15 protein-coding genes and 7 pseudogenes are annotated in these 22,451 nt (G+C 57.9%); 11 read left to right on the top strand and 11 right to left on the bottom strand.

Going from position 1 to position 22,451, the window contains the following annotated elements:
- Positions 1-61 precede the first annotated feature (61 nt).
- Complete coding sequence (locus METH_RS16250; RefSeq protein ID WP_024091575.1) at positions 62-649, bottom strand: carboxymuconolactone decarboxylase family protein; 588 nt, start codon at positions 647-649, stop codon at positions 62-64.
- Between the two features lie 701 nt (positions 650-1,350).
- Between METH_RS16250 and METH_RS24890 the strand changes: the two are divergent.
- A pseudogene (locus METH_RS24890) lies at positions 1,351-1,767 on the top strand (DDE-type integrase/transposase/recombinase); the annotation flags it as partial.
- A gap of 23 nt (positions 1,768-1,790) precedes the next feature.
- On the opposite strand, the gene METH_RS24510 reads toward METH_RS24890, so the two are convergent.
- Complete coding sequence (locus METH_RS24510; RefSeq protein ID WP_024091574.1) at positions 1,791-2,225, bottom strand: MerR family transcriptional regulator; 435 nt, start codon at positions 2,223-2,225, stop codon at positions 1,791-1,793.
- Positions 2,226-2,367: 142 nt separating this feature from the next.
- Here METH_RS24510 and METH_RS16235 point away from each other — a divergent pair, with 142 nt between their 5' ends.
- Positions 2,368-3,777 (top strand): Asp-tRNA(Asn)/Glu-tRNA(Gln) amidotransferase GatCAB subunit A, encoded by a 1,410-nt coding sequence (locus METH_RS16235; protein ID WP_024091573.1) that lies wholly within the window; start codon positions 2,368-2,370, stop codon positions 3,775-3,777.
- 299 nt (positions 3,778-4,076) lie between these two features.
- The gene (locus METH_RS16230; protein ID WP_024091572.1) at positions 4,077-5,324 is read left to right on the top strand and encodes an MFS transporter; all 1,248 of its coding nucleotides are present in this window, start codon (positions 4,077-4,079) and stop codon (positions 5,322-5,324) included.
- 28 nt (positions 5,325-5,352) lie between these two features.
- Here METH_RS16230 and METH_RS23285 read toward each other — a convergent pair.
- Positions 5,353-5,690 (bottom strand): annotated as a pseudogene (locus METH_RS23285) (IS5/IS1182 family transposase); the annotation flags it as partial.
- 441 nt (positions 5,691-6,131) lie between these two features.
- Here METH_RS23285 and cysK point away from each other — a divergent pair.
- Both cysK and METH_RS16220 read left to right on the top strand, forming a co-directional pair.
- On the top strand, positions 6,132-7,196 hold the full coding sequence (cysK, locus tag METH_RS16225) for a cysteine synthase A (RefSeq protein WP_024091570.1): 1,065 nt from the start codon (positions 6,132-6,134) through the stop codon (positions 7,194-7,196).
- Positions 7,197-7,834: 638 nt separating this feature from the next.
- On the top strand, positions 7,835-8,947 hold the full coding sequence (locus tag METH_RS16220; RefSeq protein ID WP_084013813.1) for a GlxA family transcriptional regulator: 1,113 nt from the start codon (positions 7,835-7,837) through the stop codon (positions 8,945-8,947).
- Positions 8,948-8,956: 9 nt separating this feature from the next.
- Here the strand turns inward: METH_RS16220 and METH_RS24360 are convergent.
- Positions 8,957-9,037: pseudogene (locus METH_RS24360) on the bottom strand (IS5/IS1182 family transposase); the annotation flags it as partial.
- 32 nt (positions 9,038-9,069) lie between these two features.
- Positions 9,070-9,706: pseudogene (locus METH_RS23275) on the bottom strand (integrase core domain-containing protein); the annotation flags it as partial.
- A gap of 24 nt (positions 9,707-9,730) precedes the next feature.
- Between METH_RS23275 and METH_RS16215 the strand changes: the two are divergent.
- Positions 9,731-10,759, top strand: a complete 1,029-nt coding sequence (locus METH_RS16215; RefSeq protein ID WP_024091568.1) for an MFS transporter — start codon at positions 9,731-9,733, stop codon at positions 10,757-10,759.
- Between the two features lie 265 nt (positions 10,760-11,024).
- Positions 11,025-11,159 (top strand): annotated as a pseudogene (locus METH_RS24035) (IS3 family transposase); the annotation flags it as partial.
- 56 nt (positions 11,160-11,215) lie between these two features.
- Here METH_RS24035 and METH_RS16205 read toward each other — a convergent pair.
- Positions 11,216-12,991: an SLC13 family permease gene (locus tag METH_RS16205; protein ID WP_024091566.1), complete on the bottom strand. Its 1,776-nt coding sequence runs from the start codon at positions 12,989-12,991 to the stop codon at positions 11,216-11,218.
- A 455-nt stretch (positions 12,992-13,446) separates the two neighbouring features.
- Between METH_RS16205 and METH_RS16200 the strand changes: the two are divergent.
- A pseudogene (locus METH_RS16200) lies at positions 13,447-13,905 on the top strand (IS3 family transposase); the annotation flags it as partial.
- Positions 13,906-13,967: 62 nt separating this feature from the next.
- Positions 13,968-14,258: pseudogene (locus METH_RS16195) on the top strand (integrase core domain-containing protein); the annotation flags it as partial.
- Here the strand turns inward: METH_RS16195 and METH_RS16190 are convergent.
- The 5 genes from METH_RS16190 to METH_RS16170 all read right to left on the bottom strand — a co-directional run bounded on the left by METH_RS16190 (position 14,255) and on the right by METH_RS16170 (position 20,576).
- Complete coding sequence (locus tag METH_RS16190; protein WP_024091562.1) at positions 14,255-15,250, bottom strand: ketoacyl-ACP synthase III family protein; 996 nt, start codon at positions 15,248-15,250, stop codon at positions 14,255-14,257. The pseudogene METH_RS16195 and the gene METH_RS16190 overlap by 4 nt on opposite strands.
- Positions 15,247-16,554: a trans-sulfuration enzyme family protein gene (locus METH_RS16185; protein ID WP_024091561.1), complete on the bottom strand. Its 1,308-nt coding sequence runs from the start codon at positions 16,552-16,554 to the stop codon at positions 15,247-15,249. Before METH_RS16185 ends, METH_RS16190 begins: the two co-directional genes overlap by 4 nt.
- A gap of 18 nt (positions 16,555-16,572) precedes the next feature.
- Entirely contained in the window at positions 16,573-17,910 is a 1,338-nt protein-coding gene (locus METH_RS16180; protein WP_024091560.1) for a SidA/IucD/PvdA family monooxygenase, read from the bottom strand.
- A 74-nt stretch (positions 17,911-17,984) separates the two neighbouring features.
- On the bottom strand, positions 17,985-19,256 hold the full coding sequence (gene ectB, locus METH_RS16175; RefSeq protein ID WP_245602907.1) for a diaminobutyrate--2-oxoglutarate transaminase: 1,272 nt from the start codon (positions 19,254-19,256) through the stop codon (positions 17,985-17,987).
- Between the two features lie 354 nt (positions 19,257-19,610).
- Positions 19,611-20,576 (bottom strand): GlxA family transcriptional regulator, encoded by a 966-nt coding sequence (locus METH_RS16170; RefSeq protein WP_281173395.1) that lies wholly within the window; start codon positions 20,574-20,576, stop codon positions 19,611-19,613.
- 249 nt (positions 20,577-20,825) lie between these two features.
- On the opposite strand from METH_RS16170, the gene METH_RS16165 reads away from it, so the two are divergent.
- Positions 20,826-22,022 carry an MFS transporter gene (locus tag METH_RS16165; RefSeq protein ID WP_044008463.1) on the top strand — a complete coding sequence of 399 codons (1,197 nt, stop codon included), beginning with the start codon at positions 20,826-20,828 and terminating at the stop codon, positions 22,020-22,022.
- Between the two features lie 17 nt (positions 22,023-22,039).
- Positions 22,040-22,435, top strand: coding sequence for a nuclear transport factor 2 family protein (locus METH_RS16160; protein WP_024091556.1), 396 nt, complete (start codon positions 22,040-22,042; stop codon positions 22,433-22,435).
- Positions 22,436-22,451: the final 16 nt, after the last annotated feature.

Genomic DNA, 22,451 nt, shown 5'->3' with positions numbered 1-22,451 from the left:
TAGTGCCTCCTTCCATTCTCGTGAATGGATCGCACCATCAAACCGTGGGATCAAACACCTATCAACCATTGTGGAGCCGAGGTCGCAACCCTGAAAATTCTGGCTCCAATTCTATACCGAGAGTGCTTATGAATTTAGAGACCCCGACGTAAAAAGTAGTTACATAAGCGGCATCGACAATTTCCGGGTCGGACCAGTGCTGCCTTATACGAGCCCAAGTATCGACACTTACCGCGCTTGAGTCTTGGGCCAACTGGCGGCAAAAATCCAAGAGTGCCCGCTCCGCATCAGTGAAATGCTCGGACGTTTCGTACTTCATTCCCTGCAGGTCGGCGATCTTGCTTGCTGAAATGCCAAGCTTGCCGGCCAAGCGCTCGTGCTGGACAAGGCAGTAGGTGCAGTCGTTTTCGAAGGTGGTTTTCAGAATGAGCAACTCTTTAATTTTCCACGGCAATACACCATCTTTTAGGATTGTAAGTAGGGTATCTGTAAATACATGCCCATACTCAGGGTGGTGCCCAAAAACCTTTAGAGCATTTAATAGAACGTCAAGTCGCTCTCTTGCCTTATCATAGAAAGCCCGCGTTTCATGGCCGGCTTCATTGTATTCAACACAGACAATCGCCTGACTTAGACTGTTATCTTTCATTTCAGATCCTCGGTGGTTTTCGCCAATTTTGTGCTTAGCGGCGTTTGTTCGGGTGCGTCGTTAGCGATTCCCAAAAAGCTTCTTTTCTTTCTATTTGGTGACAGATGCCAAGCCTCAAGTATCGTGGGTTCAACATTTAAAACTCGCTAGCTGTCAAAGAAAACGCTGCAGAACGCGTGAAGTGTGCGGCTGCCAGACCATTGCGGTGGCAGTGAAGCCATTCATGCTGTTGCTACTCTATTTAATTACCTGTCATTCACGTGCTTCATACTGTGTCAATATCTATTTCACTTTTCAGAACACTTCCCTGACTGTACTAACTCGGATTAAATTAGCCTCATTGAATTCAGCCGAAGACACTTCCTTTCTTCTCGTGAATCTTCAGACGCCGAGCACCCGAAACAATTTAGGACTCCATAAAATGGCACCTCTTCCAGCTTCACGCGGACCTCAATGAAAATAGGCCCTCTTTGCTTCCAAGGGCCTTATCAAAGGCCACCGCCCTGTTGCCAAAGCCTAAATGTTACAAAAGGGGTCATTTTAGCCAACACAGAAGAAATAACGGTAAAATCGCATGGTGATTTAACGTTAACTGGGGCTACTCGGATACGTGACGACGCCAGCGCTATCCTGGCCAATCACAGCGGCTTTCATTCGGTCATAGAGGACTTCCTCTGGTGCCCCACCCATTTCCCCAAACCGTCGGACCGAACGATGCCCGTGCGTTGGACTTTGTTCATGACCAGCTTGCCTTGGGCAAAAGGCTCCGCATCCTGACCATCGTCGATACACAGTCGCGGCTGTGCCCGGCCGCCGATCCCAAGTTGTCCGATCCGGGAGAAGAAGTAGTGAAAACGCTCGAACGGGTCTGCGGTCGGATCGGCTAGCCGAAAACGATCAGTGTCGACAATGGCAGCGAATTCATTTCCCGCGATCTGGATCTTTGGGCCTCCGGCAACAACCTCACTCTCGATTTCTCACGGCCTGGAAAACCTAAGGACAACGGGCTCATCGAAGCCTTCAACAGCAAGGTGCGGGCGGAACATCTGAACGCCCACCGGTTCATGAGCCTTGAAGATGCAGCCGGAAAGTTAGAGGCTTGGCGTAGAGACAACAACTTTGCTTCATTACGCCCATCTTTCTATGTTGTTGAAGAAAATAGGTTTTGCTGATCCGGGTGCGATACCGCGGGGTGTTTGAGGTTTTGCCGCGCTCTTTTCCTGAGTTGTTGTGCCGCCGTTTTTGACAGTTCCGCGCGCTCGAATACCCTTGGCCCGCCGGCAAGCGGTTGGTCCGCCTCGATTTCACCTGCTTCCGCTGCCAACCGCAACTTTTTTGGGGCTACGCCGAGCAGCTTGGTCGCCCTGGATAGGTTGAGCCAGGGATCGAGGCCGCCGGGTTCGGGCTTGAATACCGGAATTTTGCGATAGGACCGGAGCGCTGTGATCCGCTCCCTCGTCCAGCGGTCGCCGTTCCCGGTGGCAAGGCCATTCCGGTTCAGAACGCCTGCGATGACATCGTCGCTGGCGATCCGCGCAAGCTGGCGGACATCCGCCGCGGCGGCGTGTTCTGCCACAGCATCATCACCGCGTGGCTAAAACCACTCGTTTATCGCCAATTAGACATTGGCGGCAGTGAGAAAAATTCGCCTATGCAGGCGCAAACATACAAACGCCGTTTTGCGAACAACCGCAAAAGGCAAGTAAGGGCTTTTTTCCATGGAAATATGCTTCGAAACCGTTGGTCGGCTACAGAGAATGCTGGAAAGCGGGGAGTTGACATCGGTTGCATTGACGAAAGCTTATTTGACCCGAATTGACAGGCTCAATAGTGAGCTAAATGCCTATATCACTGTCTGTTCCGACCTCGCATTGGAGATGGCGGGTGAGGCCGACAGGCGCCGGAAGCGGGAAAAGGGGCCGTTTCTCGGAATTCCCGTCGCTCTTAAGGATGTTTTTGACGTGGCCGGCCTTCAGACAACGGCGGGGTCTAGCCTGCTAGCCAACCAGATCGCAACACGCGACTCTACCGTGGTTCGTAAGCTCAAAAATGCCGGAGCTGTGATCCTCGGCAAGACCAATATGCATGAGTTTGCCTACGGTACGACAAGCATCAATCCTACTTTCGGAACGGTCAAGAACCCATGGGCGAAAGATCGTATTTGCGGAGGCTCTAGTGGAGGGTCAGCCTGTGCGGTCGCAGCGGGTTTGGCCCCTATTGCACTTGGCACGGACACCGGTTGCTCGGTACGGCAGCCGGCCCATGCTTGCGGGCTTGTCGGATTGAAGCCCGGTTTTGGTGTTATCAGCCGCAATGGGGTCTTTCCGCTAGTCCGTAGCTTGGATCATGTAGGGGTTCTAAGTCGTGATGTAGCTGACGCGACGGCGATGTTGGATTTGTTGTCGGGCCTGGACCCAAAGGACCCTTATTCATCCACTCTCACGCCAAAAGATGAGTTTGATGTGGGCAATCATGGCGACCCTGGCAGCATAAGGTTGGCGATCTGCCGTGAAATGTTTTTTGAGGGGCGGCCCGAGATGATCGAAGTGGCCGAGCGCGCAATCGAACGGCTGGCAGGAGCAGGCGTCGAGATGATTACAGTTGAACTGCCTGAAGTGCAAAAGGCCTTCGAGGCAGCCAAAACTATCTTCGCGGAGGCAGGACAGGTTTTGAGGGACATCGCTGAGAAAAACGCGGAAAAGATGAGCGAGGATGTTTATCGAAAAGCAACGGCCCGCAGCAGCGTCGGCGTAGAAGACTACATTGATGCTCAGCATTTTCGCCATGTGTTTTCAAACCGTATCCACCGGGCACTGGAAGGGTTTGATGGGCTGATCGCTCCTACGTCAACCGCCAAAACACCCAGGGCGCAAGACATACCAGACGACTACGGCCTGTTGTCATGGCGGAACTGCAGCATTTTTAACTTGACGGGCCAGCCGTCCATTTCGCTGCCATGCGGCTTCACAGACGAAGGCATGCCGGTGGGCCTGATGTTAACTGGCAGACGAAACGGTGATGTTGCTTTGGTCAACGTTGCCAAGTGCCTGGAACGGACTTTGCAGGACAAGGTCACTTCGGAACCAGTGACATGGAATGGCCCCGAAATAAATAAACTGCGCGGATAGTCCGGTTACGGTTCCTAGAAAATCATATCCAGGCGGGTGTTCAGTCACGTATCCAGCGCGGCAACCCAACAAAAACATGCCGTTGGAGATGCACCCAAAGAAGTAACCTGCATCTAAGTCTCGAAAAGGTCGTCATGGCAGTATTGCTGCCATGACGACCAGAAGGAGACGATCGGGTCCACGACTCAAATCCTGAATTCACAGTGCTGAATACGTATTCACCTTCTCAGTGCTCTCAGTGTGCGCTCGATTCAGAAAAATCTATAGGACCGGCTCAGCAGTCCGAAAGGAAGTCAAAAATGGCGATTCAGCACCCCACCTCCCCCACCGCGGACGTCCAGGAAAGCGGCCAGTCTGTGTACAAATGGATTATCGTTGGAATCGCGACGCTTTGTCTTCTGTTTGGATTCGGTGCAAATATCACTGTTACAGTGTTCATCAATCCGCTGGAGCAGGAGTTTGAATGGAGCCGAACCGCCGTTTCCTCCGCCTATAGCATCTTGGCAGTCGGCGCAGCAATTGGTGGTATTCTCTGGGGAATGGTTTCAGACCGCCTCGGGAGTAAACCGGTTGCCTTTTTTGGGGCCACCAGCCTCTCAGTGTCTTTCATACTACTGTCCTACCAAAATAATCTTCTGGTCATCTATGTATTGTACTTTTTCATCGGTTTCTGCGGGTTCGCCTGTCTATTCGCGCCAATCTTGGCTTTAACGGGACGCTGGTTCAACCGTGGTCGTGGTCTGGCTATTGGAATCGTCACAGCAGGCGGAACCATTGGGCAGGGCGGGGTGCCCTATCTGGTGCAACTCTGGATCGACCAGCAGGGGTGGCGCGAGGCCTCCTTTCAGATGGGTATCATGTATGCCGTAGCTCTGTTGCTACCGCTTATTTTACTGAAAGAGCCGAACACTACGCCGTTGGTAGAGGAGAACCCCGCGGCCGAAGCCCCGCCAGAGGGCTGGGCTGTGCCGCACCGGGTCAGTCTGGCTTGGTTGTCGATGGCCGGGGTCTTCTGTTGCGTATGTATGGCCGTACCGTTAATTCATTTGGTGCCACTTGGAATATCTATTTGCCTCAGTCCCGGCCAAGCTGCTGAGCTCTTGGTCGTGCTAATGGCTAGCGGGACCGTAGGCCGTATATTTTTTGGATTTGTAGCGGATCGGATTGGAGGGCTTCCCGCCTATCTTATGGCTTCCTTCTTGCAATCCGGGTTTGTTTTCTGGTTCACCCAGACTGAAGATCTGCCTACGCTCTTCCTGATTTCACTGTTATTCGGCTTTTCCTTTTCCGGAGTTATGACCGGATTACTAATTAGCACTTCGGAGGCGGTTCCGCGGAAGATGGCCGGGTTAGCCGTCGGCTTAGTATCGGCCTTCGGATGGTTCGGCATGGGCATTGGTGCCTCCATGGGTGGCTATCTTTTCGATATTTTTGGCAATTACTCATGGTCCTTTGGAGCGTCAGCGCTCTTGGGAATGACAAATGTCAGCATCGTCGCAGCCCTATACTTCTATGTGGATGGGCATTGTGGCAGAACTCACACGTGAGGTATGACTTCCCCTTTCCCCACTGACATCATGCCACGCGGACGATTTCGGCGGTGCCGAGCGCGTTGAAGCGATTCATAGGAGCGATGCAAATGTGGATTTCTGCGGTCTGGCGCTCGGGGTCTCTTGCGGCGATGCGCTCGCCGAAAGCCTTGAGGCAGCGCGTCTTGGCCCGATGCGGCTTCAGGCGTTGTATCCGGTCCTGTGCTTCCAGAACGCCCGGCCGTAGTGTCGGGTGGCACGCAGTGTCTCATTGCGGACCCGCGCAGCCGTGCAATCCTCTTTCCACGCGCGCCCGGTCTTGCGGATTGGGATGATCGGGGTGGCCTTCCGGTCGATGATGGCGGTGTGGCAGCGCCGCGTCGGAAAAGACCGCTGGGCGGCCCGGGCGGCCTTCCTGGGCGCGGACCTGACTAGCCACGACCATCGGCTGCAGGCACTCAACGCTTGGAAAGCAGAGGCCTATACTGCCTGATCCGGCAGCCTCCGCGCCTTTGCCGACCCACAGGAAGTTAACGTAGCAATGCCCCGCAGCCTATGCCGGATGGTTAATCCACAAATGGCAATGGCACCGAATAAATTACGTAACGTAGCTCCCCCGAGAAGAGCTTGCCGCTACCAATTAAGTAGCGTACGCAGGCGCTACTGAAACGGTAGCACGAATCGTGTAGCGCTTCCGGTAGCAACTTTATGCGAAGTGTACCGAAGACAAGGAAAAGGCACCTTTAGAAGCTCCGCCACTTGAGCGCCTTGCCGCCACAATGGGTTTTCCATGGCGTAACTTTCTCACAACCAAAGAAGCTAGACATGACTGGAACTTTCGAAAACATTCTCAACTTGATTGGAAATACCCCAATCATTCGCCTCAACCGTATTGCACCGGAAGGCGTAGAGCTTTTCGCCAAGCTCGAAGCATTCAACCCGATGGGGTCTGTCAAGGACCGGCTTGCTCTCGCTATCATCGAAGCGGCAGAGCGTGATGGCTCGCTCAAACCAGGCCAGACCGTAGTCGAGGCTACCAGCGGAAATACTGGTATCGGTCTGGCGATGGTTTGTGCCGCCAAGGGCTATCCGCTGGTTGTTGTCATGTCGGAAAGCTTCAGTGTCGAACGGCGCAAACTCATGCGGTTTTTCGGAGCGCGAGTGATCTTGACGCCAGCCTCGGAGAAGGGTTCGGGAATGATCGCCAAGGCAGAAGAGCTAGCCCGCAAACATCGCTGGTTTTTGTGCAGCCAATTTGAAAACGAAGCCGGACCCGACATTCACTCCCGCACCACGGCGGAGGAAATCCTGCGAGACTTTGGAGAAAAGTCGCTCGATTACTGGGTATCTGGTTATGGAACCGGCGGCACAATGAAGGGCGTATCCCGCGTATTGAAGGCAAAAAGCCCTTCAACTAAGATTATCGCGGCAGAGCCTGAAATCTCACCGCTCCTTGGCTCCGGTGTTCCACAGATCCATAATTTCGATGGCAGCCCCGCCGCAAGCCACCCTGCCTTCAGCCCGCATCCAATGCAAGGCTGGACGCCCGACTTCATCCCGCAGATGGCGGCGGACGTGGTTGCGGCAGGTCATATCGACGAAATCAGGCCTGTTGCGGGTGATGCAGCTCTGAAATGCGCACAAAACTTGGCCAATATGGAAGGCATTTTCTGCGGCATCTCGGGCGGTGCGACGTTTGCCGCCGCGCTTGAAGTTGCACAGAATGCGCCGAACGGGAGCCGGATTCTAGCCATGCTTCCGGACACTGGTGAACGTTATCTTTCAACTCAGCTTTTTTCTGAAATCGCTGAGGAAATGAACCAGGAAGAGCAGGAAATCTCCGTTTCGACGCCTAGCTGCCTTTTCGGAACGCCTACCGTTCTGGTCTAAAGTGTCTCCCCGCCCACACCGCCCAGGGCTTTCACTGCGAGTGCAGTAGAATACCAAAATTGAAATGTCCCATCTGGATTGGTCCACCGTCATGTCTAAGAAACGGAAGACGGAGAATGGCGAACAATTGAAACAAGCCAGAGGAAATAATGCAGAAGCTTCGGCAGCTTGATGTGTTCGCAGGGCAAGTGTTGATGCGATCCGCAAGGATCGCATTACCAAAAAGACTTTTCGCCGCTGGCGAAAGCAGTACTGCGGGCTGGAGGCAGACCAACTAAAGGAACTCAAGCGGCTTGGGAAAGCGGCCTCTGAACGGATCTTTGGAAAACTCATCCAGAAGGAAGCTGCGCGGGGAAACTTCTGCACCCCGCCCGTCGTCGCGCCTGCATCGAGCTGAGACGCAGCGAGTGAAAGTTTCGGAACGCCGGTGCTGCCGGGTGCCGGGGCAGCATCGATCAACATAAAGGTATCAGCCACGAGGCCGAAAAGAAGAAAACAGGCTCGTGGCGGACCTGATTGGACTGGCCAGGAAATACGGCAGCTATGTCTACCGCCTCGTTGCAGTGCTGCTGAGGGATGCTGGGCGGTAAGCCGGCGACGGCCGCATCAAACGCCTGTAGCAACGAGAGGGGCTCAAAATGCCGACGAAAGAAAAAACGAATGGTCGTTTCTGGCTGAATGGCAGCTCATATATGACCACCGGAAAAAAACAGAGATCGCGCCTACCCCCACTGAGAACGAGTATTCTAGCGACTGAAAAAACCTACGCCTCCTCTATTTTAGGAGTATACGATGTTCTTTCAACGGTCTCGAAATTGCGGCGGTTCGACCCGAATGTGCCCCTAGACCCACCCTTTAAAGTCGAGATCGTATCTCCACGTAGCGGGACGCTTCGAACCGCCAGTAATCTGGAGATAGCGTCGCATTGTGCGATTAACGAGATTACCGAAACAGATTTGGTAATTCTACCCTCCATTCAGCTTGATACCAATCAATGGATCAGAGGACAGGACCCTGAAATCACACAGTGGCTAAAGGAAATGCATGAAAATGGAGCTTTGCTTTGCTCAATCTGCTCCGGAGTGTTCTTACTGGCAGAAACTGGACTGCTGGATGGGCACGAGGCCACATTGCATTGGGCGCATGAAGAGCACTTTCGTTGTGTTTTCCCGGATATTAATATTAATATGGAACGTCTGCTGGTAACGAGCGGCGGAAACCTGAGATTTGTGATGGGTGGTGGGTCGTCCTCTTGGCAAGATCTGCTGATCTATCTCATTTCCCGCTTCGTCGGTTATCCAGCCGCACGTGCAGTTTGCAACTTTTATGCTATACCCTGGAATTTTGAAAAACAAACTCCATTTTACATCTTTACTCCGTCAACTGATCATGGCGACAGTGCAATATTGCACGTTCAGAAATGGCTTGATAGGAATTTCTCCTACCAAAATCCGGTTGTCGAGATGTACAAACAGGCCGGAATGCCTCAGCGAAGCTTCCTCCGGCGCTTTCAGAAAGCTACAGGCCAGACACCGATCCAGTATGTTCAGCAATTGCGGGTGGATCGCGGCAAGCGCTTGTTGGAACAAACAAACCTGCCTATCGAGGATGTCGCATGGAAAGTTGGTTATGAAGATCCAACTTTTTTTCGGCGCTTGTTCAAGCGGTTGACTGGTGTTTCGCCAGGCGTATACCGGAGGAACATCACCGTTCCGAATTTCGCCGACTTAGAACTTATGATCGCGGAGTAACTGACTAGGTCATGTTGACAAATGGTGTAGCCAAAGTCGGATTGATGTGATGTCGATGAAACCCAGGAAGCTTTCAGCAGTCTTGTCATGCGCAGCCCCACTTGTGCGGTCCGGTTTGAAAGTTAGTGCATGGTTGGCCGTTGGTCCATCGGGAGGATGGCCACGGGCGTAGGCGGGCGGCAGACCAGGGCACTGTGCGGTCGTTTGGTGTTGCAGTGCTGTCTCCAGCTTTCGATGATGATCTGGGCTTCCCGCAGAGGCTAGAAGACCTCCCCGTTCAGCAGTTCGTCCATTGCCCGTCAGGCGCATGCAAAGCATGCTGCCGAGAGGGGCGCATCCGCCCGTTGAAACGCTCGCAAAATCCGTTCTCCCACGGCGATCCTGGCTCGATGCAGGCGGTCTTTCCCCCGCAGCTTTGCTCCAATCTCTGACAGCCTCAGCGATAGGCTCCGGGCCGTTGTCCGACCGGATGCAGGCAGGCACGCCGCGTAAAAGGAACAGGTCGGTCAGCGCGCCGCTGACCCCGGCCCGGTTCAGCTTCCGCTTCACACGGATGGCCAGGCACTCCCGGCTGTGTTCCTCCAGAATGTTCAATGTCCTGAACGCCCCGCCATCATCAGGTCGATGATGCACGAAGCCGCAGGACCAGACGTGGTTGCGACATTCGGGGCGCAGCCGGGCGCATGATCCGCCGTTGAGCCAGAGCCGCCCCTTCCTGGGCTGTTTCAATGGAACCTTCAGCCCCTCGCGCCGCCATATCTCGCGGGGCGAAGCGGCGCTTCAATGCCATACTGCGCCGCCGGAGCACTCGGCCGGACCGCAGCTATCGCCTTGCTGGCCGCAGTGCTTTGGCATGGCTCGGCCGCAGATTGGCGGCCGGTATCTCTCGGCGCCGCGGCACTGGCGCTCTGGATGCTATACGCCTTTGTAAGCGGGATCGTTGGCGTCCCCTGCAATGATATCGTTGCCCGTTCGGTTCCCTCTAACCGCCGGTCGTGCTTGCTGGCGCTGCGGTTTTTCGGGGGCGGTCTCGTTGCTTTGGCAGTGGCGGCCTTGGCCGGTCATTTCGTCAGGTCCACGGAGTTCCCCGTCTCCTATGCAGCTGTGTTCGGGATCGCGGCGTCATTGATGCTGGTATCTTCAGTCCTCTTTGTCTCAATACGGGAGCCGGAGCGCCCGGGCATCTCGGAAGGCGCAGAGAGTTTCGCGGCCAATTTCCGCGAGCGGCGCACGGCCTTCCGGAAAGATCCCCGCTTCCGCCTGTTCGTCTTCGCGCAATGCAGCGGTAACGCGGTGCTGATCGCGGCCCCGTTCTATGTGGCCGCCGCCGCGGATATGGGGCTTGATCTTGAAAACATTGCGCTTCTTCTCGGCGCCCAAACGTCAGGTGCTCTGGCTTCCAACCTGCTCTGGGGCTGGCGGGGCGATACGCGCGGCAAGCTTCCCCTCATGCGCCTGGTCTCTATCCTGCGGCTTGCACCACCCTTGATACTACTGGCCCTGCTATTCTTGGAGATGCCGCATACGCAAATTCTGATTGCTCTTTTGGCTGTATTCCTGCTGCTCGGCGCCCTCGCAAACGGATTAACCATCGCTGTACCCGGGCTGCTGATGGAGATTTCCCCGGAACACTGCCGGCCAGCCTACTCCGGGTACTTCAATGCGTTGACTGCCCCGGCATTTGTGTTGCCGCTCTTAGGCGGGGTAGTCTATGCCACCATCGGAGCGGAGGCTGTGTTCTTCCTGTCGGCTGTATTTGCGGCGGGGCAGGTCTGCGCCTTAACGCCAACTCGAACGAAAGAAACCTTGTAGCTTGCCTCTCTTACAACTTCGTTTGGTTTCGGTATGAGCGAGGTTGAAGAGCTGAACAGTTCTGGCCGAGCACTTCAATAGCAAAGGTGTCCCGCGTCTCGACTCTTAGACCACGATGCGGCGAACGGATGGTTTGAAATCAACCCCGAAGCGTGGCTTTGGATGTCCGTGCTTGGGAAATCTGCTGCGCCGCCGAAATACTGCTGCTATCCCTGCCGCTATCGAGCAGCCTGACGAGCTGCGCCATGTCCACAGCCAGATGAAGGTTTTGGACCGCCGCGTGTGCCGCGTGCTGGTCCAACACCGGTCCACACAGCGGCGAATGCCTCTGGGGCGTGCTGACGAAGATCGCCCAGCCGCCGACATGATCGAGCTGACACGTCAATATGGCCGATATGGCTAGGCGGCGGGGCGCTTTGGATGAGGTAATGACGCCCTATTCGAGTCCTTCACATGCTATGGCTGCAAAGGCCAGATGAGCGGTGCTAGCAGCACGGTCACAACGCCAGCCAGGATGTTCATTGGCAGGCCCAAACGCAGAAAATCTGAGAAGCGGTAACCCCCGGCGTTGTAGACCATCGTGTTCGTCTGGTAGCCGACCGGCGTGGCGAAACTCGCGCTTGCACCGAACATGACCACAACGACAAATGCGCGTGGATCGAAGCCCATTGCGGCTGCAACACCCACCGCGATGGGCGTCATGATAACGGCGACCGCGTTGTTCGTAACGAGTTCCGTCAGCACCGAGGTCACTGCGTAAATCAACGCCAGCGCAAAGATCGGACTCAGCTGCCGCAGCGGTCCAGACAGCGTTTCCACGATCAAGGTCATGGCGCCGCTGCGTTCCATGGCCGCGCCAAGAACCAGCATGCTGACGATCAGGAGCAGTAGCCGCCCGTCGATTGCCCCGACACCTTCGTCCGGCTCGACGCAGCGTGTGAGCAGCACGATTGCCGCCCCGACAATGGCCAGCGGCAGGATCGGCGCCAAGTCTAGCGCAGCGCCGAGTACAACCAGCGCCAGCACCGCCAGCGCGATTGGGGCCTTGCCGCGGCGGTAGGCCCGCGCCTGCATCGGAGCAAGCAGGATAAGATCCTCATCGCGCGCAAGCCGTGCGATCTCCTCGGCAGGACCGTCCAGTAACACCGTGTCGCCCGGGCGCAGATGGAGGGTTTCATCCTGCAAATCCACGGCGCTGCCATGCCGGTGGACGGCAATCGGATAGACGCCGTGGCTGCGTCGCCAGCCCAGAGCAGAGAAGCCGCCCTTGCGGTCCTTCACCAGCGCTTCTACCACCTTGTGAGGCCGGGCCGCAGCGGGCTCCGTACCGGCAATGGCAAACTCTTTTGCGTCAGAGGACCGAAATCCTATCACCTCGGAATCCGAGGCATGCACCACTACCCTGTCGCCCGCCTTCAAGACCTCATCGCGCAGCTGCCGCCTGAGCGAGACGTCTTCACGTATAAGATCGACGATCTGCGTGGTGCTGCGCCGGAAATCAGGCACCTCTGCCACTTTCCGCCCAATAAGAGGCGATCCCGGCGGAACGAAAAGCTCAACCTGCCAGGAGCGCCGGACCCCAAATGCCTGCTCGCCGGCCGCGCTGCGCTGGGGCAGCAGAAGAGGCGCAGCGAGGGAAAGATAACAGCTGCCCACGAGAGCCAGTGCGATCCCAAGCGGTGCGATTTCAAGCAGTGAAAACGGTGCAAGGCCCAGATCCCGCGAGACCCCGTCTACGAGCAGGTTGGTGGAAGTGCCAATCAGCGTGCAGGTTCCTCCCATGATCACAACAAAGCTGAGCGGCATCAGAAGGCGCGACGCGCTGATTCCGGACCGCCGGGAGAGGCTGAACACGACCGGGATCAGGATCATGATCACCGGCGTATTGTTCATGAGGGCGGAAGCTATCGCCGCCAGCAAGAAAAAGAACGCGATTGTGGCAGAGGGACGATGCGCCATGCCGTGGCCGAGCCATTCAGCCACAGTCTCCAGTACACCAGTCCGCACCAGCGCCGCGCTCAGCACGAACATCGCACCGATTGTGGCCGGGGCCGGGTTGCTCAGCGCCTTAAGCACATCATCCACACTGACAAGACCCAAAAGCAGCGCCAGCGCAACACCCCCAAGCGCTGCGACTTCTGCTGCGAAGCGTTCGCTGACAAAGAGGGTAAAAACCGCCACAACCAGAAGAAGTGCGCCGTAGGGTGCATAGGAGCCGAGATCGATCAGCATTCGGGCCACCCGAAACAATGCCGTGCTGTTGAGCGCCGACGGCGAAGCGCAGGTGGTTAGCCGGGGTTCCGGAGCCCGGTTTGCACCATTGGTTCACACCGCTGTATGCCATATTCTGCAGCGTGCGAGAACTGATTTTTGAGAGCCAGGAACCTTTGCTCCAGTCCCTTCGCGACCGGTAGGAACGCGTCTGTCACTGAATATTCGCACCTGCAACTAAGCATTGCATCGTTTTGCCCGCTGGATGGTGATGCAGACCGGAATACAGCTGGCAAATCTGCGTTTCGGACACACTGTCGGCTTCCGTCGCAAGGCGCACCATCGGGTCAGCCAGCATCTGGACCTGCCACGGATTTGTGCCGCTCCTTTGATAGCATTTACTGCAGCAAAGGAGACGAACGATGAGACATGGAAGCACGGATGAATTCCGCCAGGATGCGGTGCGGATTGCACTGATCAGCTATGTATGGACGCATGAAGGCTGGCTCTACCTGGCTGTCGTTCTCGACCTCCACTCCCGCCGTGTCATCGGCTGGGCAGAGAGTAACCGGATGAAGCGTGATCTGCCGATCCGCGCCTTGAAGATGGCCATCGCGCTCCGGCAACCGCCCAAGGGCTGCATTCACCACACGGATCGCGGCAGCCAATACTGTTCACATGATTATCAGAAGATTCTGCGCCAGCACGGTTTCCAAGTGCCGATGTCAGGCAAAGGCAATTGCTACGACAGCTCCGCCGTCGAGACATTCTTCAAAACGATCAAGGCAGAACTCATCTGGCGCAGGTCATGGCAGAGGCGCCGAGACGCAGAAGTGGCCATCTTCGAATACATCAACGGGTTCTATAATCCGCGAAGACGCCATTCAGCATTGGGATGCAAAAGCCCAGTCGCCTTCGAACGACAGGTGGCTTAAACGAGCACTTGGGGCGGCACAAAAACGCGGCACGTCCAATGCGCTTCGGCATGATCTGCCAGGCACATGGGATCGAGCACCGCCTGACAAAGCCAAACCATCCATGGACCAACGGCCAGGTCGAACGGATGTCCCGAACGATCAAGGAAGCGAAGGTGAAACGATCCCAATACGATAGCCATGATCAGCTGCGCACGCACCTCGCCGACTTCATGGCGGCCGACAACTTCGCACGCAGGCTCAAGACACTCAACGGTCTCACGCCTTACGAATACATCTGCAAAATCTGGCCTTCAGAGCCAGATCGTTTCATCCTAAATCTGGTCCACCAGAGGCCGGGACTGAACAGCTAGATTTTTTCCACAAGCATGGCTGCAAGGCCAAGACCGTTTCCGGCTCCAATCATCAGCACACGGTCATGCTTGCGAAGCGCTTGCCTCCGGTCGATCTCCCACAGACCAAGAAACTGGTCAGCCGTTCCCGTATGCCCGACGCTGCGCCCAAAGTCCCACAAATCCTGTTTTGCGAGGTCCGCAAACGCCCCCGCGTACAGCTGAGCACTCAGCCCGGCACCGACATTCGGATAGATCACGTATTCCGCCGGGCGCGCATCAAGATCCGCGGCTTCCAGCAACCTGCGGCGCAAACGCTGCAGCGCGGGGATGAACAGCGCGTTGAAGCCTTCCCGTCCATGTGCCTCCAGATACGCTTTCTTGGCGGATTTAACGTCGTGATCGCCCGGCCCTTCCGGCTCAGGCCTGGCGGCCCGGTACATGGGTTCCAGCGCCGGTTCCGACTCCAGCTCAAGGCTGACAATCCGGTAGGGACCGGGATCGGCGCTCAGCCGCAGCGCAAACGCCGCATCACCGTAAAGCGTCCCAAGATCCGAATTGAACCGGTCAAAGGCCGACCCGGAAAACCGGTCCCCGCCAAGAACCAGCTGGTCGCCCGGCAGCCCGCCCCGGATCAGATCATAGGCCAGCGAGACCGCGGTGAAACCGCCGTTGCACCCCTGGTTCAGGGACATGACACGGGTGCGGCTGTCCAGTTCCAGCGCCCGGTGCAGATAGCTGGCCGGTGGCCACAGCAGCTTGTGGCCGTGCCGGTGGATGCTGCAGAGGTACAGCGAATTGATGGCGCTGGCATCCTCGGGGCGCAACAGCGGCCGCGCGGCACGCAGCGCCATTTCCGGCGGGCTCAGCTGCTGTTCGATGCAAACCGACGTGAAACCGTCCGTGGCGGCCCGGGTCTCGTCATAGCGGCCTTGCGAAATCGCCTCGGAAACCGTGCAAACGGTTTCCGGAAGCCATGCGCTCACGCCGGAGAGATACACATCTGCTGTCATGCTGCCACCTTGCGGACGCGGTCCAGGGCCTGGACGGCATCGGCAATGATATCGTCCTCATGCTCGCAGCCGACACTGAGACGCACCAGATCGCCGGGAATGCCTCCCAGTTTCTTTTCCGCCTCACTGAGCTGCGAGTGGGTGGATATCGAGGGGATGGTTGCGGTGCTCTTGATACGCCCCAGATCATTTGCCCGCCAGAAGATCTGCAGCCCGTCAAGAAAGGCCCGGGCCGCCGGAATTCCGCCGCGCATCCGCACCGACATCAGATAGCCAAAGCAGTTCTCTTGCCCGCCGGGCTCCATTTCGCTGTCCACCAGCACCATGTCGCGCCGGGCAATCTCATGACCGGGCATGCCCGGCAGCCCCGGATAATAGGTCTCAGCCACCGCCGGGTGTGCTGCCAGCACCTCTGCCAGCCGCTGGGCTGAGCGCCCCATGATCTGCATCCGGCTGCGCAGGCTGCGCAAATCCGCAAGGCTTTGCAGGGCGTTGAACGGGCTGAGGATGACGCCTGTATCGCGCTGCGGCCCGCGTTTCAGAAATCCGGCGAAGTCGGCGCGCATTTCCTGCCGCGGGTGCGGGCAGCAGATACCGGGCCGCGACACAACAGCACCTGCAATGCTCAGGCCGCTGGCCGACATGGATTTGCTGACCGAATGCACCACGATATCGGCCCCCAGAACCAGCGGCCGCATCACCGCCGGACTGGACAGGGTGGCATCCACCATAAGCGGCACGTCATGGGCCGAGGTGATACGGGCCAGCGCAGGGATGTCGGTCATCCGCAGCAGCGGGTTGCACGGCACCTCGCACAGCGCGAACCGGGTGTTGCCGTCGATCGCGCGCTCCCATTCGCCAAGATCCAGCGAGTCCTGGATCCAGCGCAGCTCGATGCCCCGGTCCTGCTGGAACCTTTCCCGGAACAGCATGAAACTGCCGCCATAGCAGGCCGCGGGCAGCACGATGTTCGGCTTGGGCCGGGCCGGGTCATCCGCAACCAGCGCGGTGGCCGCCATGAACAGCGCCGCCATGCCGGAGGAGAACACCGTGGCGGTGGCGGTGAACCCGCCGCCGTAGGCCTCAAGCGCCGCAATTGTGGTCTCCAGCTGGCGCACGGTCGGGTTGTCGATCCGGGTATAGATCCAGCCATCCGCCTCCCCGCTGAGCGCCTGCCGCATATGTTCAGAAGAGGCAAAATGCTGGGCAGGCGACAGATAGGCCGGCTCGCAAATCGCGCCTTCGTTTGCCAGCGCCGACGGCTCACCATAGCCGCCGCGCACCGCAAGTGTATCGAAACGCATGTTGATAAACCCTTCCGCCTATTGGGCCGCAACGCCGCTGGCCAGGCCAGCATCCGCATCATGGTCCTGCTGCAGCAGCGCATTGGCGATGGTTTGCGCCCTGGGCGCCAGCAGCGACAAGGAGCCGGCATCGCCCATGCCGTGGGTCGCCTCGCACAATCCGTTCAGCACCAGCGCGCCGGCACTGGCAAAACCGGGCTGCAGCTGCGCGCGGTAGGACCGATCCACCTGGACACAGCCGTCTTCGTCCAGCGCCAGCTGGTCCTGCACACCTTCCAGAAGGCGCGGCACCCGTACCGATCTGCTGTCGCTGCCGATGTTGCGGAACCCGGTTGCCAGGATCACCCCGTCGAAGCACTCGCTGCGGGTTTCACCGGTCTCGCCGTCGCGGACCGTCAGACGGACACCCTCTGCCTCCTCTTTCGCCGCAAGAATATCGGTCAGCCTGTTAATGGTGATCCGGTTCACGCCATGCATCCGGTCATAGTAAAGCTGGCGGTACAGCTCCTCGAGCACATCCATGTCGCACGCGCCGTAATTGGTGCGGCGGACATCCCGGTCGATCCGCCCCTTCAAGTCCTTGCCGGCCTCGAAATACATTTCGGTGAAGGACGGGAAATAGATCTCGCTCATGAAGGGGTTGGTGTCCTTCAGCGGGAAGGCAAAGCGGCGCATAAAGCTGTGCAGTTCCAGACGCGGCTCGTATTTGGAAAGATGCAGCAGGATTTCCACCGCGCTCTGGCTGCTGCCGACAACGGCAAACTTCCGGGCGCCCTTGTTCAGCAGCGCCTTATGCGCGCTGTTGTACCGGTTGAGGTGGAACACCCGGCCGGAGGCGGTCAGTTCCTCGAAGGCTGGCGGGATATAGGGCTCGCGGCCCGTGCCGACCACAACATGACGGGCAAAGACGGGCTCGCCCGATTGCATGTCGATCCGGTAGACATGCTGGTGCGCCTCATCCAGCATGGTGATCCGCTCCACACCGCACCCGGTCTGCAATTTGCCGGACAGCTGCTCCGCGACCCAGCCGACATAGGCGGCAAAGTCCGGCCGCATCGGCATCAGAAGATCCATGTTCAAATGGCTCAGCAGCTTTCCGGTTCTGTGCAGGTAGTTCATGAAGGTGTATTTGCTGCGCGGCGACCGCAGCGTGGCCAGATCCCGGTGCGGGATATTCTGAATGTTCGAATGAATATCGAGCGCGTTATTAAACAGCATTTCCTGCTGCCAGGTCGGATTGACCGACTTGTCCAGGAACACTGAATTCGAATACAGGCTTTCTTCGTCAAACAGCGCTGCCAGAGCGATATTTGCAGGGCCGAAGCCGATACCGGCGACATCAAAGGTCTTTGTCATTTCAGGACTCATCTCTGTCTGGGCAAAGCAGGCACGGCCTGCTTTGCATTGAATGAAAATTGAAAATTCAGTGGTTATGCCGGTTGAAATTCCGGCACACGGGGCTGGGCAGTGCATTCCCTGTCACCCAGCACAGCGGTCAGCGCCTGCCGGACAATGGCAAATCCTTCGTCCAGCTGTTCCGGCGCAAGAGTGAGCGGCGGCAGGAATTTCAGCACTTCGTCATGCGGTCCGCAGCGTTCGATAATCAGACCGCGGCGGACACAGTCCGCCTGCACTGCCGCCGCCATGCCGTAGTCGGTGAATTCGAGGCCCATCATCATTCCGCGCCCTTTGACGCGCAGGCCAAAGTTGTCTGCAAGCTGTCCGCAGTGGCGCTGCATTGCTGCGCAGCGGTCTGCGAGGGTTTGCGCAAACTCAGGATCGCCCCAGAAATGCTCCAGCGCAGCCGCGGCGGTGACAAAGGCGTGGCTGTTGCCACGGAACGTGCCGTTATGCTCGCCCGGCTTCCAGCAATCCAGCTCCGGCTTCAGAAGCAGCAGCGACATCGGCAGGCCATAGCCGGATACCGCCTTGGCCAGGCAAATCATGTCCGGGATGATGCCAAGCGGCTCGAACGAGAAGAACGTGCCGGTCCTGCCGCATCCTGCCTGGATGTCATCGACAATCAGCAGCGCGCCGTGCTTGCGTGCAATCTCCTGCAGGCGGCCGACCCAGCCTGCAGACGCGGCTTGCAAACCGCCCTCGCCCTGCACAAGCTCCACCACAAAGGCCGCAGGCGCATCAATGCCGCTGCTCGGGTCATCCAGCAGCCGGTCAATATAATCTGCGGTATCGAGACCGCTCCCAAGGTAGCCTTCATAAGGCATCCGACTTACCTGCTGCAGCAAGGCTGCCGAGCCGGCCCGGTGATGGCTGCTCCCGGTCAGCGACAGCGCGCCCAGCGAACAGCCATGGAACCCGTTGGTGAAGCCGATGACATTGCTGCGCCCGGTCGCCTTGCGGGCCAGCTTGATTGCCGCCTCCACACAGTTTGCCCCGGTCGGGCCAGGAAACTGCACCAGATAGTCCAACCCGCGCGGCGCCAGGACAATCCGTTCAAACCGCTCCAGGAATGCCGACCGCGCGGTGGAGTTCAGATCAAGCGACATGCACAATCCATCACGGGCCACATAATCCATCAGCGCGGCCTTGAGCACCGGGTGATTGTGCCCGTAATTCAGCGACCCGCAGCCTGCGAGAAAATCCAGATGCCGACCGCCGGTTTCGTCGAACATCTCAGCGCCGGCCGCCCGGTCAAATGTACTCCCGAACGCCCGGTTATAGCTGCGCACATTTGATTCCATTGTCCTGTTTGCAATCATTTCCCCTGCACTCCAATTCGCAAAAACGTGGTGAACCCTTCGCTTTCCTAGGCAGGAGTTTTAAGGGATTTCGGCCAAATTCACGACGGTTTAAGACACCTTTTAGCAGATTCATTAACCAATCAAGCAACTAAAGGATCAGCACCTTCCGCGGCCAGGAAAGGCAATATACCGGCCGGAACCAGCAGCACGTCTCTTGCATTGGCCGTTCTGACAGCAGTTTTGGCCGCCATTGCCTTCCGGACGCGATAGCTTTGGGAATGATCCCTTTGGCCCGCCATCATTTGCAGGCCAACTCCTGATTAACTGGCGGCAGCCTGACAGCTGCCGCACTTTTCAGCCGGATTCAGCTGCAGCCCCGTCTTTCTGCACGGCCTTCATGCAATGGCGCATGACATCGACCGAGGAAAAGCCCGCCAGCGCTGCAATCCGCTTCTGATTGTAATCCGTGTTCTTCATGTAAAACTCTGCACGGGCGGCCCGTATTTCCCGAACCATTGCCGCCGGGGTCTTGCCCAGGGCAGTCTTGAACTTCCGGGTAAAGCTTCGGGTGCTCATATTGCAGCGCTCCGCCATACGGTTCACGTCATGATTGGCGGCAGGATTGGTCCTGATGTACATGACCAGCTCGTTGAACTTTTCCTCCTGTGTGGGCACATTGCGCAGGAACTCTGAGATCTGCTCCAGATGACCTGGCCGCGCCATGTAGAGAACAAGGTTCCGGGCCACCTGCTGCGAAATGTCCTGACCGAAATCCTCTGCAACAATGGCCAGGGCCATATCAATCCCGGTGGCCACTCCGGCCGACGTCCAAATGTTGTCCTCGGTGTGGTAAATCACATCGGTCAGGACGGTTACGCCGGGGAACAGGCGGCGGAAGTTGCCGATTTCGGCCCAATGCGTCGTGCATTGGCGGTTGTCCAGAATGCCGGCCTCAGCCAGGACAAAGGCACCGGTGCATATGGACATGAGGCGGATTTGCTTGTCGTTGGCGCGCCGAACCAGCCGCCGCAATGCCGGGTCCCGCATCGCCTGCGGCGTTCCCTTGCTGCCGCCCGGGATCAAAAGGGTGTCTACCCCTTCCAGATCCTCGCTCTCAACGCTGCCATGCGCCTGTATTGCGATACAGCCATTGGTCGCAACCGGCCCGCCGCCCGGCGAGATCAGCGAGACGTCATACCCCAGCGCCGGCGGCAAAAGCTTGTTTGCGCCCTCGAAAACCGTCACCGGGCCGGAAATGTCCAGCACCTGGGAATCGGGAAACATGACCACTTTAATCTTCCTGCGTTCCTGAGCCGCCATCAGCCTGCCCCCCCCTTTTTCGACTTGCCTTTGGTACCGCATAGCAAATTGTGACGCGGCGTAATCTTACTTTTGCGGCGCGATAGCACAACTTTACCGTCAGTAGAGAAATTTTTTCAAACTTCACAGGGGTTGCAGGATTCCGCCGGGGCCGGCGGTCGGCAGACTGGCTTAAATCACCGTGCCGTTGACATAAAATCAGGTGCCGCAAGCTGTATCCCCTCTGCAAGTAATTCTGTGGACAGACCCATGCTGCTGATCAAAAGCCCAAACTTCCTGCTCGTGCTGCTTGGCGCGACAGTTCTGACGATCCCGATGCCGATGCTGATCATCCTGGGAGGGCTTGCAGGACTGCAGCTGTCGCCGGGCGAAGGCCTGGCCACGCTGCCCGTGTCGATCCAGCTGCTGGCAGGGCTGTTCACGGCGACGCCAATGTCGATCCTGATGGGCGCGCGCGGGCGCAAGGCTGGGTTCCTGCTTGCCGCGCTGTTTGCCGTGCTGGGCGGGGCGCTGGCAGCCTACAGCTTGATCCACGGGTTGTTTGCATTGCTGTGTTTTGCCCACGCGCTGCTCGGCGCTGCGGTTGTCAGCTTCGGGCTGTTCCGCTTTGCCGCGGCGGAACTGGTTGCGGCGCCGCAGCAGGCCAAGGCGATTTCCCTGACCCTCGGCTCGGGGCTGGTCGCTGCACTGCTGGCGCCCGAAGTTTTCCGACTGTTCAAGGATTCCCTGGCACCTGTCCCCCTCGCAGGCGCCTATCTGGCGGTGTCCGCCATCGCGCTGGCCGGCATGCTGCCAATCGCAGCCGCAAAGTTCGCACCGCCGCAGCCCAAAGCCGGCAAGGACAAGTCCCGCGGCCAGACCGCGGCGCTGTGGAACCGCCCGCGGCTGCTGTGGGCGATCCTGTGCGGGGTCGGCAGCTTTGCCGGCATGATGCTGCTGATGACGCCAACGCCGCTGGCAATGGTCGGCTGCGGCTTCAGCGACGTTCAGGCCGCCGATGTCATCCGCTGGCATGTGGTAGCGATGTTCGCCCCCAGCTTCTTCACCGGCTCATTGATCACCCGCTTTGGCGCCAATGCCATCGTCGCAACAGGCGCGGTCCTGCTGGCCCTGTCCGGGCTGACGGCTCTTGCCGGGATTGAGCTTGTGCATTTCTACGTATCCCTGGTCCTGCTGGGGCTGGGATGGAATTTTGGTTTCGTCGGCGCAACAACGCTGCTGAACTCTGAACTGATGGACAGCGAAAAATCCCTTTTCCAGGGCATCAACGATACAGGCATCGCGCTTGGCGCGGCCATCGCCTCCTTCAGTTCCGGCCTGATGATTGCCTCTGTGGGCTGGGCGATGATCGCAGCGGCTCTGCTGGGGTTCGCGGCAGTTGTTGCCTTCTCCAGCTTCAAGCAGCGTCAAGCGGTGTCAAACACCTCTTCTCTCGTGCAATATTAACTTCACAGGACATCGCCATGGCTTTGGATATCTCCCATGCCCCCGCCGGGCTTACCCAGGCTGTTACCCGGTATTTCGACGCGCTCTACTTTTGCGATACAGACCTGCTGCAGCGGGTATTCCATCCCGCTGCCAGCCTGTTCGATGCCGATGACGGCCGCATCTTTGCCGACCCGATCAGCTGTTACCACGACACCATTCTGCGCCGGTCTCCGCCTGCCGCCCTGAATGCCCCGCGTGAGGACGAGATCCTGTTCGTTGACCTGCTTTCAGACGCTGCGGCCACTGTGAAAGTGCGGGTCCGGATCCACAACAATCGGTTCTCTGATCATCTGATGTTTGCCCATGACGGATCCGAATGGCGTATCGTCGCCAAGCTGTGGCACCTGGATGAGGTCGCTGCAGACGCCTGAACTGCACGCGGAACCG

Origin of the sequence: Leisingera methylohalidivorans DSM 14336 (genome assembly GCF_000511355.1) — a bacterium.
GTDB lineage: Bacteria > Pseudomonadota > Alphaproteobacteria > Rhodobacterales > Rhodobacteraceae > Leisingera > Leisingera methylohalidivorans.
Note: the sequence above shows the minus strand (reverse complement) of the source record. Positions and strands in the feature narration are given on the sequence as shown.

Coding starts and splice junctions, on each gene's coding strand:
- METH_RS16170 (WP_281173395.1), bottom strand. CDS start 20,576: ATGGCGGCTCAGGAACGCAGGAAGATTAAAGTGGTCATGTTTCCCGAT.
- METH_RS16235 (WP_024091573.1), top strand. CDS start 2,368: ATGGAAATATGCTTCGAAACCGTTGGTCGGCTACAGAGAATGCTGGAA.
- cysK (WP_024091570.1), top strand. CDS start 6,132: ATGACTGGAACTTTCGAAAACATTCTCAACTTGATTGGAAATACCCCA.
- METH_RS16165 (WP_044008463.1), top strand. CDS start 20,826: ATGCTGCTGATCAAAAGCCCAAACTTCCTGCTCGTGCTGCTTGGCGCG.
- METH_RS16185 (WP_024091561.1), bottom strand. CDS start 16,554: ATGCGTTTCGATACACTTGCGGTGCGCGGCGGCTATGGTGAGCCGTCG.
- METH_RS16160 (WP_024091556.1), top strand. CDS start 22,040: ATGGCTTTGGATATCTCCCATGCCCCCGCCGGGCTTACCCAGGCTGTT.
- METH_RS16190 (WP_024091562.1), bottom strand. CDS start 15,250: ATGACAGCAGATGTGTATCTCTCCGGCGTGAGCGCATGGCTTCCGGAA.
- ectB (WP_245602907.1), bottom strand. CDS start 19,256: ATGGAATCAAATGTGCGCAGCTATAACCGGGCGTTCGGGAGTACATTT.
- METH_RS16220 (WP_084013813.1), top strand. CDS start 7,835: ATGCCGACGAAAGAAAAAACGAATGGTCGTTTCTGGCTGAATGGCAGC.
- METH_RS16250 (WP_024091575.1), bottom strand. CDS start 649: ATGAAAGATAACAGTCTAAGTCAGGCGATTGTCTGTGTTGAATACAAT.
- METH_RS16205 (WP_024091566.1), bottom strand. CDS start 12,991: ATGCTGATCGATCTCGGCTCCTATGCACCCTACGGCGCACTTCTTCTG.
- METH_RS16180 (WP_024091560.1), bottom strand. CDS start 17,910: ATGACAAAGACCTTTGATGTCGCCGGTATCGGCTTCGGCCCTGCAAAT.
- METH_RS16230 (WP_024091572.1), top strand. CDS start 4,077: ATGGCGATTCAGCACCCCACCTCCCCCACCGCGGACGTCCAGGAAAGC.
- METH_RS16215 (WP_024091568.1), top strand. CDS start 9,731: ATGCCATACTGCGCCGCCGGAGCACTCGGCCGGACCGCAGCTATCGCC.